The 14,862-nt window shown below is 43.8% G+C and carries 17 protein-coding genes and 1 tRNA gene; 16 read left to right on the top strand and 2 right to left on the bottom strand.

Going from position 1 to position 14,862, the window contains the following annotated elements:
* Positions 1 to 123 precede the first annotated feature (123 nt).
* From ABWP14_RS07760 to ABWP14_RS07825, 14 genes are all read left to right on the top strand, one after another.
* Positions 124 to 777 (top strand): VTT domain-containing protein, encoded by a 654-nt coding sequence (locus ABWP14_RS07760; RefSeq protein WP_353202406.1) that lies wholly within the window; start codon positions 124 to 126, stop codon positions 775 to 777.
* Positions 778 to 827: 50 nt separating this feature from the next.
* Positions 828 to 904, top strand: a tRNA-Met gene (locus ABWP14_RS07765).
* Positions 905 to 1,066: 162 nt separating this feature from the next.
* A complete protein-coding gene (locus tag ABWP14_RS07770) occupies positions 1,067 to 1,363 on the top strand; it encodes a hypothetical protein (RefSeq protein WP_353202407.1) in 297 nt (98 codons plus the stop codon).
* Positions 1,354 to 1,929, top strand: a complete 576-nt coding sequence (locus ABWP14_RS07775; RefSeq protein ID WP_353202408.1) for a tetratricopeptide repeat protein — start codon at positions 1,354 to 1,356, stop codon at positions 1,927 to 1,929. The genes ABWP14_RS07770 and ABWP14_RS07775 overlap by 10 nt, the downstream gene beginning before the upstream one ends.
* Before the next feature lie 59 nt (positions 1,930 to 1,988).
* Entirely contained in the window at positions 1,989 to 2,252 is a 264-nt protein-coding gene (locus ABWP14_RS07780) for a DUF4212 domain-containing protein (RefSeq protein ID WP_353202409.1), read from the top strand.
* A 2-nt stretch (positions 2,253 to 2,254) separates the two neighbouring features.
* Entirely contained in the window at positions 2,255 to 4,399 is a 2,145-nt protein-coding gene (locus ABWP14_RS07785) for a sodium:solute symporter family protein (RefSeq protein ID WP_502930157.1), read from the top strand.
* Between the two features lie 128 nt (positions 4,400 to 4,527).
* Positions 4,528 to 5,787: a putative Na+/H+ antiporter gene (locus ABWP14_RS07790; protein ID WP_353202410.1), complete on the top strand. Its 1,260-nt coding sequence runs from the start codon at positions 4,528 to 4,530 to the stop codon at positions 5,785 to 5,787.
* 73 nt (positions 5,788 to 5,860) lie between these two features.
* The gene (locus ABWP14_RS07795; RefSeq protein ID WP_353202411.1) at positions 5,861 to 6,394 is read left to right on the top strand and encodes a DUF2878 domain-containing protein; all 534 of its coding nucleotides are present in this window, start codon (positions 5,861 to 5,863) and stop codon (positions 6,392 to 6,394) included.
* 124 nt (positions 6,395 to 6,518) lie between these two features.
* Positions 6,519 to 7,604: a recombinase RecA gene (gene recA, locus ABWP14_RS07800; protein WP_502930158.1), complete on the top strand. Its 1,086-nt coding sequence runs from the start codon at positions 6,519 to 6,521 to the stop codon at positions 7,602 to 7,604.
* Positions 7,605 to 7,608: 4 nt separating this feature from the next.
* The gene (locus ABWP14_RS07805) at positions 7,609 to 8,163 is read left to right on the top strand and encodes a RecX family transcriptional regulator (RefSeq protein WP_353202413.1); all 555 of its coding nucleotides are present in this window, start codon (positions 7,609 to 7,611) and stop codon (positions 8,161 to 8,163) included.
* A 188-nt stretch (positions 8,164 to 8,351) separates the two neighbouring features.
* A complete protein-coding gene (gene sucC, locus ABWP14_RS07810) occupies positions 8,352 to 9,521 on the top strand; it encodes an ADP-forming succinate--CoA ligase subunit beta (protein WP_353202414.1) in 1,170 nt (389 codons plus the stop codon).
* 15 nt (positions 9,522 to 9,536) lie between these two features.
* Positions 9,537 to 10,430 carry a succinate--CoA ligase subunit alpha gene (gene sucD, locus ABWP14_RS07815; protein WP_028818728.1) on the top strand — a complete coding sequence of 298 codons (894 nt, stop codon included), beginning with the start codon at positions 9,537 to 9,539 and terminating at the stop codon, positions 10,428 to 10,430.
* 82 nt (positions 10,431 to 10,512) lie between these two features.
* On the top strand, positions 10,513 to 11,211 hold the full coding sequence (locus ABWP14_RS07820; RefSeq protein WP_353202415.1) for a TerC family protein: 699 nt from the start codon (positions 10,513 to 10,515) through the stop codon (positions 11,209 to 11,211).
* A gap of 117 nt (positions 11,212 to 11,328) precedes the next feature.
* Complete coding sequence (locus ABWP14_RS07825) at positions 11,329 to 11,841, top strand: pilin (RefSeq protein WP_353202416.1); 513 nt, start codon at positions 11,329 to 11,331, stop codon at positions 11,839 to 11,841.
* A gap of 29 nt (positions 11,842 to 11,870) precedes the next feature.
* Here the strand turns inward: ABWP14_RS07825 and ABWP14_RS07830 are convergent, their stop codons facing one another.
* A complete protein-coding gene (locus ABWP14_RS07830; RefSeq protein WP_353202417.1) occupies positions 11,871 to 12,773 on the bottom strand; it encodes a hypothetical protein in 903 nt (300 codons plus the stop codon).
* Positions 12,774 to 12,918: 145 nt separating this feature from the next.
* On the opposite strand from ABWP14_RS07830, the gene ABWP14_RS07835 reads away from it, so the two are divergent.
* A complete protein-coding gene (locus tag ABWP14_RS07835) occupies positions 12,919 to 13,158 on the top strand; it encodes a hypothetical protein (protein WP_353202418.1) in 240 nt (79 codons plus the stop codon).
* A gap of 12 nt (positions 13,159 to 13,170) precedes the next feature.
* On the opposite strand, the gene ABWP14_RS07840 is transcribed toward ABWP14_RS07835, so the two are convergent.
* Entirely contained in the window at positions 13,171 to 13,845 is a 675-nt protein-coding gene (locus tag ABWP14_RS07840; RefSeq protein ID WP_353202419.1) for a Dph6-related ATP pyrophosphatase, read from the bottom strand.
* 48 nt (positions 13,846 to 13,893) lie between these two features.
* On the opposite strand from ABWP14_RS07840, the gene ABWP14_RS07845 reads away from it, so the two are divergent.
* Positions 13,894 to 14,862, top strand: a 969-nt coding sequence (locus ABWP14_RS07845; protein WP_353202420.1) for an acyltransferase family protein, incomplete at its 3' end; no start/stop codon positions are given.

Genomic DNA, 14,862 nt, shown 5'->3' on the forward strand with positions numbered 1-14,862 from the left:
CGGAAAACTGTAACATTCTTCAATGCCAAAGACGATCGAGTTAATTTAAACGGCTCCTAGATCATCATTTGTTACAATTTCAGCGTCACTCGGTAGTCGCCGCCCCCCTTCAAGGACTCTCTTTTGGACTTCTCTTACCTCCTAGATTTATTTCTTCACCTCGATAAAAACTTAGCGCTTGTGGCTAATGAGTGGGGCATGTGGATTTACGCCTTACTATTCGCCATTATTTTTGTCGAGACAGGCTTTGTAGTGATGCCGTTTTTGCCTGGAGATTCTTTGTTATTTGTGGCAGGTGCGATTGCTGCGGTTGGTGGTTTGGATTTATTTTTGCTGATGGGCTTGCTAACTACTGCAGCCGTCGTTGGTGATGCCTTGAACTACTCCATCGGACGCTATATTGGAGACAGGGTTTTTTCTTGGGAAAACTCACGTTGGTTTAATCGCAATGCCTTTGACAAGGCCCATGCTTTTTACGAGAAGTACGGTCCAATAACGATTGTTCTTGGCCGTTTTATGCCATTCATACGAACCTTTGCCCCTTTTGTGGCAGGTGTTGCCCATATGCGTTACTCGGTATTTGCTTTTTATAATATTGCTGGCGGCATTCTTTGGGTTTGTAGTTTGACTAGCCTTGGTTTCATCATTGGCGATCATCCTTGGGTAAAGAGTAATTTTTCCCTAGTCGCTCTTGCAATGATTGTGATTCCAGGTTTGCCTGCCCTCTGGATTTTTGTTCAGGAGGTCTATAAAAAGCTCTCCTCACGCACTAAATAAAACTAATTTAAATTGATCGGCTTATCCAAATAAGCTAAAATCGATCCTTTGGCGAATTAGCTCAGCTGGTTAGAGCGACGGAATCATAATCCGCAGGTCCGGGGTTCAAATCCCTGATTCGCCACCAAACACTTAAAGTGCTTATAAATCATAGACTTGTAAGCACCCAATGGCCCCTATAAACCTTTGATATCGTAGGGTTTTATAGGGGAAAGCACCCATTTTTTAAGCAAAATAAATTTAACATAATTCGGTTTATTAGTACGAATGTAATTATCGGAGATTCTTTTTGCTTTTATTTTTAAATATTGCTCAATTGCTTTTATATATTGGTGGTCTTGGTCTAGCCGGCCAAGGCTTACTTTATGTTCTAGCCGGACAAGGCAGACATACCAATTTATTTTATCAACTGATCGGCATGGTCAATAAGCCTTGGACATTACTTGCACGCCTCATTGCACCAAAGCAAATTGTGGATAGCCAAATACCATTTGTGGCATTTTGTATTGTTGGTGTTCTCTATATAGCGGTGACGATAGCGAAGATTGAGCATTGCCTTTCAATTGGAATCGCAAAATGTCAGTAAAAAGACACCCACTCGCTTGGCATATTTTGAAGTGGCGTGCCATGGCAATGATTGTGCTTGGCATGAAAAATCAGGCAATGGAAGTATTTGAAGAAATGCTCGAGCAATTTCCAAACGATGCTTATGCAATCAATAGTCTTGCCTATCTGAAAACCGAGTGCGGCGACAAAGCAGGCGCTATTGCTGACTATAAGCGACTGACTTTATCTCCAGACGTCACAGCAGCCACCTGGTACAACCTCGGCTTCTTGCAAGAGGAAGTCGGTCAAATTAAGGATGCTGAACACAGTTTTCGGCAAGCCATCAGAATCAATGAAAAGTTAGATCAAGCTTGGTATGGTCTGGGCTTGGTTCTGATTCAATTGCAACGCTCTGATGAGGCAATTAAAGCCCTCAAGAAGAATACCCAACTGCAGCCAATGAGCCCGTACGCTTGGTATCAACTTGCGCGGGTTTATTTCGAGCGCAATCAGCCTGACGAAGCGACCAAAATTATTCGTCATTTAAAAGAGTTTGAACCTAAATTTGCTAAGCAGCTGGAGAGGGAAACTGGTTTAGCTGCTTAGAAGTTTCTAGTAAAGGCAATTGGTGTAGAAGTATTTTATTAACTTAAGGAGAAACTGTTATGCAATTAACAGAATCACATAAGCAATATTGGCAAAAAAATCTGAGGATGACAGCATTCTTGTTAGCCATCTGGTTTGTTATCACCTATGTTGTTGGATATGAAGCGCGTGAGTTGAATTTCAACTTTTTTGGCTGGCCGTTTAGCTTTTGGGTTGGTGCACAGGGCGCACTGGTGATTTACGTTCTGATTATTGGCTACTATGCGCACTACATGAACAATCTTGATAAAGAGTATGGTTGCGCTGAAGGGGAGGATGATTAATCATGGCCGAAATGATACCTAGCGGTAAAGGAAGTATGTTTAGCAGCGTCGGCGAAAGTAATGCCGAATTTAAAAAGCAACTAAACAAGATCTACGGTTGGTATACGGGGGGTTTTATAGCCTTCGTTGTGATTTTGGCCATTGCAGAGCAAATGGGCCTGGGTCGCGCGATGATTGGCTACATCTTTTTGGGCGCAACTGTTTTGCTTTACGCCGGTATTGGCGTAATGAGCCGAACCAGTGACGCATCAGAATACTATGTAGCTGGGCGTCGAGTCCCAGCACTCTATAACGGTATGGCAACGGGTGCTGACTGGATGTCGGCTGCTTCGTTTATCGGTATGGCTGGTACTTTGTACTTAACAGGTTACGGCGGTTTAGCCTTCATTATGGGTTGGACAGGCGGCTACTGTTTAGTGGCTTTGTTCTTGGCTCCTTATCTTCGTAAATTCGGTCAGTTCACGATCCCAGACTTTTTGGGCGCGCGCTATGACGGTAATCTTCCACGCTTTATCGGAATTTTTGCGGCGATTTTATGCTCCTTTACTTATGTGGTTGCGCAGATTTACGGTGTTGGTTTGATTACAACCCGTTTGGCTGGTGTGCCATTTGAGATCGGGATTTTCGTAGGCTTAGCTGGTATTTTGGTCTGTTCATTCTTAGGTGGTATGCGTGCAGTGACTTGGACTCAAGTGGCTCAGTACATCATCTTGATCATTGCTTACATGATTCCAGTGGTTTGGTTATCAGTAAAGCAGACGAATAATCCAATTCCACAGGCTATCTATGGATACCAGTTGGAAAAAGTCACAGCGAAAGAAGCGGAATTAATTAAAGATCCAAAAGAGTTAGAAGTGCGCGCTATTTTTAAAGCCCGCGCTGACGCTTTTGCTGAAAAATTAAAAGATGTTCCTGCTGCACTGGCTGCTGATAAAGAAGCTGCTACTAAAAAAGTTGCTGATCTGAAGGCTGCAAATGCACCTGCGGAAGAAGTGGCTGCTGCTGAAAAAGCACTGGCTGCTGTACCAAAGGATGCTGAAGCTGCTAAAAAGGCTTGGACAGCGGGCAGAACTGGAGCAGAGAATCGCTCTAAGCCGCTTGCTAATATGCCACGCCATGCTCAGCAGTTTGCAGGTGATCCTGCAGGGGATGAGAAAGCACGTACGGCATTTGATACATCACGTCGTAACTTCTTAGCATTGATCTTTTGTTTGATGGTGGGTACAGCGGCATTGCCACATATTCTGATGCGCTATTACACGACTCCGTCGGTAAAGCAAGCACGTGAGTCTGTGACATGGTCCTTGTTCTTCATCTTCTTGTTGTACTTCACTGCGCCTGCTTTGGCAGTCTTGGTGAAGTATGAGGTCTTTACGATGCTGGTCGGAACGCCATTTGATCAATTGCCGGCCTGGATCGGGCAGTGGTCTAAGGTTGACCCCGCCTTATTATCGGTAGTAGACGTTAATAAGGACGGCATCTTCCAGCTTGCTGAAATGACCATTGGCGGTGACATTGTTGTGCTGGTAAGTCCAGAAATTGCTGGCCTACCATATGTCATTTCAGGTTTAGTAGCTGCTGGCGGTTTAGCGGCAGCGCTGTCCACTGCTGACGGACTACTATTGACCATTGCAAACGCCTTATCGCACGACTTGTACTACAAGATGATTAATCCAAATGCACCTGCTGCACGGCGCATTTTAATTTCAAAAGTCTTGTTGCTTCTTGTTGCGTTGGCTGCAGCCTATGTAGCGGCTCAAAAGCCAGCAGATATCTTGTTCTTGGTATCTGCAGCCTTCTCATTTGCTGCCGCAGCGTTCTTCCCAGCTCTGGTGCTCGGCATCTTCTGGAAACGCGCTAATAAGGCGGGCGCTTGCGTTGGCATGGTGCTTGGACTCGGAGTCACGTTCTATTACATGGCGACGACTCAGCCGTGGTTAAGAGGTGTTTTCGGTGTCACTTCACCAGTTGAACTTTGGTGGGGTATCCTGCCGATCTCTGCTGGTTTGTTTGGCGTACCTCTTGGGTTTGCAGCGATTATCCTTGTGAGCTTGCTAACCCCAGCCCCACGTAAGGATATTCAAGAGCTGGTCGATCACGTTCGTTACCCAACGTTGCGTGGTGATATCAATACGCTAGCCACTTAAGTAGTCAGACTGCTTCTCGGGTTCATTCCCGAGGCTTTATCAACCCGCTCTCCGGAGCGGGTTTTTTATTGCCCATCAAATGATTGAGAACCTCAAGTAATTGAGATTTCATCTTTATACTGATCGATATGACTCCAACCATAATTAATATTGTCAGTAGCGCCATCTTTGCAGTGGCGGTGATACATACTTTTTCAACGAAGTTTTTTGAGCACCTCGCGCATCAATATCCAAACCATTCTGGTGTTTGGCATTTGCTTGGTGAGGTTGAGGTGGTATTTGGTTTTTGGGCGATGGTATTGGTGTCATTCTTTTTCGTCTACAGCGGGCATGATGCGACTATCGCCTACCTTGATAAACTGAACTTTACCGAACCGCTATTTGTTTTTGTGATCATGATCATCGCAGCGAGTAAACCAGTTCTAGAGTTTTGCCTTTTCTTGGTGTTACGTGTGACTGCCTTACTGCCCGTTAATAAGTCGGTTGGATTTTTGTGGGTCACACTCACGCTAGTGCCCTTGCTTGGTTCATTTATTACAGAGCCCGCTGCCATGACGGTAGCCGCTTTGCTGCTACGCAATTACTATTTTTCGAAGAATATTTCACCTAAGTTGATGTATGCGGCCCTTGCCGTACTGTTTGTGAATATTTCGATTGGCGGCGCATTAACTCCTTATGCAGCCCCTCCCATATTGATGGTAGCGACTACCTGGAACTGGGATCTCTTGTTTATGCTTCAGAACTTTGGTTGGCGTTCGGCACTCGCAGTGGCTACTAATTCCACCTTGCTTGCATTGATCTTTTTTAAAGAATTAAATGCTTTTAGCATCGCGCCTAGTGAGAAAAAAATTGATGCGATTCCGTTTGGTGTGATTGCAATTCATTTAGCGTTTTTAGTTGGGGTGGTGATATCAGTGCACCACTCGGTTTTATTTATGGGCTTGTTCTTGTTTTTTGTGGGCTATACCGCAGCCTACGCACGCTATCAAAATAAGCTGATTATTCGCGAAAGTTTATTAGTGGCATTTTTCTTAGCTGGTCTTGTGGTTCTGGGCGGACAACAAAAATGGTGGTTGCAATCCCTTCTGGTCAATTTAGATGCGACTTCGGTTTATTACGGCGCTACCGTCCTTACTGCAGTGACTGATAATGCTGCGCTGACCTATTTAGGATCGTTAGTAGAAGGACTCTCTGATGAATTTAAATACTCATTGGTTTCGGGTGCGCTCACAGGTGGTGGCTTAACGGTGATTGCTAACGCCCCCAATCCCGCAGGCTTCTCTATTCTGAAGCCCAGCTTTGAAGAGGGCGCGATTAGCCCACTCTACTTATTTTTATATGCGTTACCACCAACAATCATCGCCATCATTGCATTCCGTTTTATCTAAGTCTCGGCCCAGAAAGTTGAAAGTTCATTACACACTCTGTGGCGACCTTTTTCTTTGCAGATAAAATCAAGTTATGTCTAAATTCTGGAATTTCGTTTTTTTTCAAGCAGGTTGGTTTGCTTGTGTCTTGGGCGCTGCTCATCAGCAGGATCTCTGGGCAGTGATCGGAAGTCTGGCATATATTGTGTTTCATATTTGGCGCTCTCAGGCCCCAAAGCTGGAGCTCAGCTTGCTGCTCAAAGTACTATCTTTTGGGATCGTGACCGATAGCCTTCTGATGTATCTTGGGCTCGTCGACTTTAAGGATGCTTGGCCCTCTCCTTACTTAGCACCAGCATGGATGTGGGCACTCTGGCTTTTAGTAGCCAGCACCCTCAATAGCTCCTTATCTTGGCTGCGGGGTAAGCTGGTTCTGGGGGTAGTTTTAGGGGCAATTTGCGGCCCCCTGTCTTATGAGGCTGGAATTCGATTAGGGGCAGCCAACTGGGGGTCTGGGTCCCAAATCCTGGGTTTAGGCCTGATTAGCCTAATTTGGGCAGTAGCAATGCCCCTCTTTTTCTATTGGGACAGGCCCAGAGTCGATGGTGCCCTAGTAAAAAATCTGTAAATTCCTTTAAAAAGTCGCTTGCAAATAGTACTGTTTTTATATACAGTAACTTCTAAGTTGTCAGGTAGTCGATAAAACTTCGGGAAAAAGCCCAATACAAAGCGAAAAGGAATCAAAAATGGCCTTGGATGATAAGAAAAAATCAGCCTCCTCAGAATTCGAAGGAATGAGTGGAGATAAGCAAAAAGCGCTAACAGCAGCTTTAGCTCAGATTGAGAAGCAATTTGGTAAGGGCTCAATCATGCGATTGGGCGATGCTGAAATCAGTGAAGATATTCAAGTGGTATCAAGTGGATCATTAGGTCTTGATATTGCGCTTGGAGTTGGTGGTTTGGCACGGGGACGTGTGATTGAGGTCTATGGACCAGAGTCATCCGGCAAAACAACCTTAACCTTGCATGCGATTGCAGAGATGCAAAAGTTAGGCGGCACTTGTGCCTTTATTGATGCTGAGCATGCTTTGGATGTTCAGTACGCATCACGTCTTGGCGTAGACGTGAACAATCTTTTAATTTCTCAGCCTGATACTGGTGAGCAAGCTTTAGAAATCGTTGACGCTTTAGTGCGCTCGGGTTCAATTGATCTGATCGTGATTGATTCGGTTGCCGCCTTAGTTCCAAGAGCTGAGATTGAGGGTGACATGGGTGATTCATTACCAGGTTTGCAGGCACGTTTAATGAGCCAAGCTTTGCGCAAACTCACTGGTGCTATTAAACGTACTAATACAACTGTCATTTTCATTAACCAAATACGAATGAAGATTGGTGTCATGTTCGGCTCCCCAGAAACCACAACTGGTGGTAATGCACTCAAGTTCTATGCATCGATGCGTTTAGATATTCGCCGCATTGGTAGCATCAAGAAGGGTGATGAGGTGGTAGGTAATGAGACTCGTGTAAAGGTTGTCAAAAACAAAGTGTCTCCTCCATTCCGCGAAGCCATTTTTGACATCATGTATGGCGCAGGTATTTCGCGCGAAGGTGAGATTATCGATATGGGTGTAGAAGCCGATCTCGTTGAAAAGTCTGGCTCTTGGTATAGCTATAACGGCGATCGCATTGGTCAAGGTAAAGACAATGTGCGGGAATTCTTAAAAGAGAATCCAGCAATCGCTAAAGATATCGAGGCAAAAATACGTGAGAAGTTAGGTGTCAAAGCGGGCTTAGCCGTAGTTACCGATGTACTGAGTGAAGAAGAGGAAGTCGAATAGTTTGATGTCAGAACTAGGTGGTAAAGAAAAAAAAGGCGCTAAACAAAGCCCGAGTCTCAAAGCTCGGGCTTTGCGTCTTTTATCGCTACGAGAATATAGCCGTAAAGGCATGGCTGCCAAACTAGCTGAGTCCGAGCAACGATGGTTAAGGCTTGCTAGGACAGATGCGGAAGCAGGTTCAAGTGCCGATCTAAATAGCCTTCCAGTCAAATCTACTGCAATAGAGATCGACACGATTTTGGATGACTTTGAAGCGCGCGGCTGGCTTTCGGATGAGCGTTTTGCGGAGGCCTTGGTTCGTCGTCGCGGTGAGCGATATGGCATCCGCAAGATCCAAGATGAGCTCGAAAGAGCTGGTGTAGATTCCAGTAAATCGGCGCCTCTTCTCAAAACACTCAAAGAGACCGAATATCAGCGGGCTTATGACTTGTGGTCCAGAAAGTTTGGTGAGCCTGCCAAGGATCAAAAGGAGAAAGCCAAGCACTATCGCTTCTTAGCCTCTAAGGGCTTCAGTTCTGAGGTGGTAGTAAAGGTCGTCTCTGGCCAGCCCCAAGACTAGGGCAATCACGGAGCACAAAATTGGGTTTGCGGCGATGCAACATGATAGACTTGTGTAGTCGGTCAAGCCGTTCGCATTTATTCAAATTTGGCTAATCTAGCTATTTTCAGGGTAGGGATGAGATTAAGGCGACATCGATTTTGCTAATCCTCATCACTTGCTAATAAAGATACTGTTTCGGAGTCATTATGAAAATTCACGAGTACCAGGGCAAAGAACTTCTGCGCCAATTTAATGTGCCTGTTCCAAATGGCATCCCTGCTTTAAGTATTGATGAGGCAGTAAAAGCTGCTGAAAAACTAGGTGGTCCAGTTTGGGTTGTCAAAGCGCAGATTCATGCGGGTGGACGTGGCAAGGGCGGTGGTGTGAAATTGGCCAGAAGCATGGATGAGGTCAAGAAATATTCTTCTGAGATTTTGGGTATGCAACTCAAAACTCATCAGACTGGACCTGAAGGTCAAAAAGTCAATCGTCTCTTAATTGAAGATGGCGCAGATATTAAAAAAGAGTATTACTTCAGTATCGTGACAGACCGTGCTACACAAAAGAACGTGATCATGGCTTCTAGTGAAGGCGGTATGGATATTGAAGAAGTTGCTGAATCACATCCAGAAAAAATTATTAAAGTATTTGTTGATCCATTGATTGGTTTAACAGATGCTGATTGCGATATTGTTGCCAAAGGCATTGGCGTTCCTGATGCCTCCATTCCAATGGCGCGAGATGTGTTTAAGAATTTATATAAAACCTACTGGGATACTGATGCATCCCTGGTAGAGATCAATCCATTAATCCTGGAAGGTAATGGCAAGATCAAGGCGCTTGATGCTAAATTTAATTTTGATCCAAATGCACTGTTCCGTCATCCAGAAATCGTGGCTTACCGCGATATGGATGAAGAAGATGCAGCAGAGATTGAAGCTTCCAAGTTTGACCTTGCTTATATTTCTTTAGACGGCAATATTGGTTGCTTAGTGAATGGTGCTGGTTTAGCAATGGCCACTATGGATACGATTAAGTTGTTCGGTGGCGAGCCAGCCAATTTCTTGGATGTTGGTGGTGGTGCCACTGCAGAAAAAGTGACTGAAGCATTTAAGATCATGCTTAAGAACAAGAGTGTTGAAGCTATTTTGGTGAATATCTTCGGCGGCATTATGCGTTGTGATGTGATCGCTGAAGGGGTTGTGACTGCTTGTAAGGCAGTGAATTTAACCGTTCCTTTGGTTGTGCGTATGAAGGGTACCAATGAAGAGTTAGGCAAGAAGATCCTAGTTGACTCTGGTTTACCGATCATTAGCGCAGACTCAATGGCTGAAGCCGCTACTAAGGTAGTTGCTGCTGTTGCCAAAAACAAATAATCCAGGAATTTCAATATGTCTATTTTGATTAATAAAAACACCAAAGTCATTACACAAGGTATCACTGGTAAGACCGGTCAGTTCCATACAGAAAAATGTCAGGAATACGCAAATGGCAAAAATTGTTTTGTTGCTGGTGTGAATCCTAAAAAAGCGGGTGAATCGATTTTTAATATTCCAATTTATGGAACAGTGAAAGAAGCTGCCCAGCAAACTGGTGCAACTACCTCTGTCATTTATGTTCCGCCTCCTGGCGCAGCAGCAGCTATTTGGGAAGCGGTAGAGGCTGATCTGGATTTTGTTATTTGTATTACTGAAGGCATTCCAGTACGCGATATGCTGGAAGTACGCAATAAGATGAAAGCCAAGGAAGCGGCTGGCGGTAAAAAGACTTTATTGCTAGGGCCAAACTGCCCTGGAATCATTACGCCTGATGAAATCAAGATCGGCATCATGCCTGGCCACATTCATAGAAAGGGTCGTATTGGCGTTGTCAGTCGCTCTGGTACTTTGACTTATGAGGCTGTTGGTCAATTAACCGCTATTGGCTTAGGTCAGTCGACTGCAGTGGGTATTGGTGGTGATCCTATCAATGGCCTAAAGCACATCGATATCATGAAGATGTTTAATGATGATCCAGAAACCGATGCAGTCATCATGATTGGTGAAATTGGCGGACCTGATGAGGCAGAGGCAGCTCGCTGGTGTAAAGATAATATGAAAAAACCAATAGTCGGCTTCATCGCTGGTGTGACTGCACCTCCTGGAAAGCGAATGGGCCATGCTGGCGCATTGATCTCTGGTGGTGCTGATACTGCTGATGCTAAGTTGGCTGTAATGGAAGAATGTGGCTTCACAGTCACAAAGAATCCATCTGAAATGGCTGCTTTATTGAAAGCTATGTTGTAATTAAGACTCAGGAAAAGGATGCCAAACATCATCTTTTTTTGTAACAATCAGAAGTTAAAACATAAAAATGTAAGAGGATGACATGGAGTTTTTAACAATGTTGGATTGGTCTGTCATCGCACAGATCATCTTGATTGACATTCTATTGGGCGGTGACAATGCTGTTGTGATTGCCTTAGCCTGCCGCAACCTACACCCTAATCAGCGCCGTAAAGGTATTTTGTGGGGTACTGCCGGTGCAATTATTCTGCGCATTCTTTTGGTCGCATTCGCGGTCACGCTGCTGCAGGTCCCATTCTTAAAGTTTGTTGGCGGTATTCTGCTGCTGTGGATTGGTTATAAGTTGATGGTGGATTCAGGCGGTGAAGAAGATCATGCTATGCAAGCGCCTGATAAATTATTTGCAGCAATTAAAACTATTATCGTTGCTGACATTGTGATGAGTCTAGATAATGTATTAGCAATTGCTGGTGCCGCAGGTCAGGTAGAGGATCAAGCGCATCAATTGGGATACATTGTTTTTGGTTTGCTAGTTTCTGTACCTCTGATTATTGGTGGAAGTCGGATTGTTTTATATCTAATTGATCGTTTCCCGATTATTGTTACAGCCGGGGCTGGTTTACTAGGTTGGATTGCCGGCGGAATGATTCTCTCAGATCCGGGTGTCATTAAGTACCTCGGAGCAGGGGTTGAGTCATATGGCTTACTAGCAGGTGCTATAGGTGCTATTGGAGTGATGGTCCTAGGCGAACTTGTAAAGCGCAGTCAAAAAAAAGCCTAAATGGCTGCTGTTGATTACCTGACGGCAATAATCAGAAATTTCTGACAGTATTTTTCCCTTGGATGAAGGATGACATGATGGATCATGAATTCCGATCAACCAGGGGATTTTTATTTTATGAAAACAATTTTCAATGACAAAGTAGAGCAATCTAAAGCAGCTGGATTTACCTTAATTGAAGTGATGGTGGTGGTGGCCATTATTGGCATCTTGGTGGCTGTAGCGGTGCCTCAATATCAAGATTACATTGCCCGTAGCCGCATCGTTGAGGGCATGAATTTATCCTCTAGCGCTAAGTTGTCTGTCACAGAAGCTTTTGCTAGTCGCGGTACGGTCCCGATGGATGAAGCAACTAATGGTTCTTTTACCTTTACGCCAACACGTAGCGTCAAGCTGATTGAAATTACACCCTCTGGTGCTATCGCGATTGATTTTCAGAATAGCGTTGCTCCAGAAGGTAAAAATACCTTGCACCTATTTCCGACCAATGAGCCAGTTGCAAATTCTCCGAAGCCAGTAGATCTCTCTAAGTCAGAGGGATCTACTTGGTCAGGCGGTTGGTCTTGTCGCTCAACAGAAACGAATTTGATCCCTCAGTTACTGCCATCTGAGTGCAGAATTGGCAAGTAAGCAGTAAGGGCTAGAGAATGGTGGAGCGCTTAAGAGTTTTTTAGAAAATCTAAATACTTATGAAAGCGTTCTTGTCCAAATAGAGCAATCCCTATCTTTTGCAAGAACTTGATTCCCGCCATTGTTCTGCCTTTTGGGAGCGGTGGTGGGGGATCAATATGATGTGCACTGTTGACCAGCGCGCAATTGATGTATATACGATACCCAGCTTTTCTTAAATCATTGTGAAAACTGACATGCTCACAGGCTTCGTTACCAGAATGATCAAGTCCGATATAGTGCCCTGCTAATAAGGCCTCACGCTTATATATAGCCAGACCACCAAACGCAGAATCCACTTCAATCATTCCAGAGGAAGGTAATACAACTTGCTTAGCTTTAACGGCTATGGTGTTTGCTGCATCTTTACCAATGACTTTTTCTAAGCGAGATCTGTGAGTGAAGCAGTCAATCGGACTCCAATCGGGATGCCTCAGCGCCCAAATATCGTAGTAGCGTTCTGATTGAATAGCAGTAATCACATCCCAGGGTTCAGTCAAATCCCAGCATGACTCAATTTTCTCTCGAGTAACACTGCGATTGATGCCATCCAAATCAGCCATGACAATAAAGTCAACATTGGTGTACATGGGATTGGACCGAACTTCTTCCAAAATACGGTTACGGGCAAAGGCTAAGCGTTCAGTACGCTTAGGCATTTTTTTAACAAGATGCCCCAAGGAAATGAAATCAAATAAAGGAGTGGACCGCTTAAGTTTCTCTAATTCGCCAACAGTACCGTCTGTAGAATCGCTTTCTATGACTAGGAAAAATGCTTTTTTGAAGCCCACAACACTATTCAGAAGGGTGCTAAGCTCTGTCGCAAGGGTATCTTCGTTATTACGAGCGGGCCCTGCAATGAGAATTTCTGATTGAGAGAAGGGTTTGAGCATTCTTGTATTAAATAGGATGCTGGAGCTTATTTCAACTGATTTACATAAAACATTCATGAAATCCCTAGCCGCATTATGGGGTTTATCATTGTAGAATTATTCGAACTGGCATTTGATCTAGCAATATAAAAGAGTGAGGCATTAAATGAATAAGAAAACAATTATTTTCATCATAGCGACTGTTTTAGTGCTATTTGTTCTTGTGAATATCGTCGCAAAAAGCTTTTGCGAGCCCGCTAAAGGCGATGCTGCGAGCGCAATTACTTCCTATGTAGAGAAAAATATTCCTAAGCCAGATGGTTTAGATGTTTCTAGTATGCGTATGAGCTGGATTTTATTATTCTCTAAGTTTTGCGGTAATGGGGCTGCTACCCAACGTTTTTGATAGACCAAAAACTTAGACGCTGTCTAATAAATCAAAATAGAAGGTCTGTTCCCCATATTCAGGCGGGGAGATATATTTTTGCTTCCCCAGACTCTTCCACTTGACTGGCCCTGAGAAATTGGGACCATCATATACAAAGGTATGAAATTCCCCATTTTCGCCACAGGCATCTACACCCTCTGGTAATCGAGCAATATATTGAGCATCGAATTCCACGCCGACAAATGATTCATCTAAGAATCGCCCATCTACACAAGTTACCCTTGCTTTAAATCCAGCATCAAGAAACTCAGTTACGAGTGCGAGGCGATTTTCATTCCAGAGTGGAAGCATTGCCACAATATTTGCAGCTGAACAGACTTTTTCTTCCCACTCCCGGTGGGCCATCAAATCAATATCACCAAAGATGGCTTGTGTAATACCTTCATGATGAAGTTGTATTAACTTGGCGATGAACTCTTGTTCATAATCTTGCCAAGATGCTGAAATGAATTCATTATGTAATCCTAAGGATTGTCCTTGAGAATGAATGAGTGATTTACTGACACCGTGTGAGCGCGTTTTAAGGCCTGACTCATCTAGAGCTGTAAGAAGATGGGTGACAGTTATCCCGAGCTTCTGGGCTCGCCAAAGAGCTAAACAAGAGTCCTTTCCTCCACTCCAGGATACCAATGCTTTGTTATTCATTAGATTGATTATATGATCTGTGCATGCGAGAAGATGTAGCCAAAATATATGATCACTAACAATAGTAGAGATGCATTTCTAGATATTGCTAAAGGCTTGGCAATTATCTTGGTCGTTGTTGGCCATGTGATCCAAGGTAGCTCAGAAAAATTTGATGATCTACTATGGTTTAGGGTGATCTACTCGTTTCATATGCCCTTGTTTGTATTTCTATCTGGAGCCGTTGCAGCTATTGCCTTTCGCTCGGACAGCATACAGGACGGGGTTGGCGGCATATTAAAGCGGGCACAAACGAAGATATCTAAGGCAGCACTTCGGCTGTTATTACCTTTTCTTGCTTGGTGTGTCATCAATCAATTGATCTATCACCATAGCGATAGTATCTTTTCTGCATTGATTCTGGCATTTAGGCGGCCTGATACTGCACTTTGGTTTTTGCTGGCTATTTTTTATTGCATTGTTCTTGCATCAATTTTTGAAATCATATTCTCTGCATTGAATCTTTTATTTCAAAAGGCAGGGTTAAAGACAGCATCAAAACTGCTTTGTGATGGAAGAATTCAAATCATTTTGATGATTTTAATATGGTGGGTAATTCGTGAACACACTCCACGTGGAGCAGGTATTGGCTTGTTAAGACCATACTTCATCTATTACTTACTTGGAATGGGTTTCTATAAATACGTTTATCTAAAGTTATCAACATGGAAGTATTTGCTGGCATGGATTATTTTTATTGGACTGATTCCATTTTGGTCTAGAACGGCTGTAGATAATATTGATGGATTAACGCTGGCTCCACTAGGACTCATCTATTTTTATGCTGGAGTAGTGGCCCTGACTGGTTCATTAGTCATTCTCAGTGCGGCGAAGTGGATTAGTGAAACAGAGATTAAACCGATCAGAAATTTTTTAATTCTGTGCGGGAAATTATCGCTAGGTGTTTACGCTATTCATTATTTCTTTTTAGCTTATTCACCCAAAGTAATTGCCCCATTACTCATTAGCATAGGGCTA

The sequence above is a fragment of the Polynucleobacter sp. genome (assembly GCF_040400325.1).
In the GTDB taxonomy this organism is placed as follows: domain Bacteria; phylum Pseudomonadota; class Gammaproteobacteria; order Burkholderiales; family Burkholderiaceae; genus Polynucleobacter.

Excerpts from the sequence above, each read along its gene's own strand:
- ABWP14_RS07775 (WP_353202408.1), top strand. The coding sequence starts at position 1,354 with ATGTCAGTAAAAAGACACCCACTCGCTTGGCATATTTTGAAGTGGCGT.
- ABWP14_RS07780 (WP_353202409.1), top strand. The coding sequence starts at position 1,989 with ATGCAATTAACAGAATCACATAAGCAATATTGGCAAAAAAATCTGAGG.
- ABWP14_RS07785 (WP_502930157.1), top strand. The coding sequence starts at position 2,255 with ATGGCCGAAATGATACCTAGCGGTAAAGGAAGTATGTTTAGCAGCGTC.
- ABWP14_RS07790 (WP_353202410.1), top strand. The coding sequence starts at position 4,528 with ATGACTCCAACCATAATTAATATTGTCAGTAGCGCCATCTTTGCAGTG.
- ABWP14_RS07795 (WP_353202411.1), top strand. The coding sequence starts at position 5,861 with ATGTCTAAATTCTGGAATTTCGTTTTTTTTCAAGCAGGTTGGTTTGCT.
- ABWP14_RS07805 (WP_353202413.1), top strand. The coding sequence starts at position 7,609 with ATGTCAGAACTAGGTGGTAAAGAAAAAAAAGGCGCTAAACAAAGCCCG.
- sucC (WP_353202414.1), top strand. The coding sequence starts at position 8,352 with ATGAAAATTCACGAGTACCAGGGCAAAGAACTTCTGCGCCAATTTAAT.
- sucD (WP_028818728.1), top strand. The coding sequence starts at position 9,537 with ATGTCTATTTTGATTAATAAAAACACCAAAGTCATTACACAAGGTATC.
- ABWP14_RS07820 (WP_353202415.1), top strand. The coding sequence starts at position 10,513 with ATGGAGTTTTTAACAATGTTGGATTGGTCTGTCATCGCACAGATCATC.
- ABWP14_RS07825 (WP_353202416.1), top strand. The coding sequence starts at position 11,329 with ATGAAAACAATTTTCAATGACAAAGTAGAGCAATCTAAAGCAGCTGGA.
- ABWP14_RS07830 (WP_353202417.1), bottom strand. The coding sequence starts at position 12,773 with ATGCTCAAACCCTTCTCTCAATCAGAAATTCTCATTGCAGGGCCCGCT.
- ABWP14_RS07835 (WP_353202418.1), top strand. The coding sequence starts at position 12,919 with ATGAATAAGAAAACAATTATTTTCATCATAGCGACTGTTTTAGTGCTA.
- ABWP14_RS07840 (WP_353202419.1), bottom strand. The coding sequence starts at position 13,845 with ATGAATAACAAAGCATTGGTATCCTGGAGTGGAGGAAAGGACTCTTGT.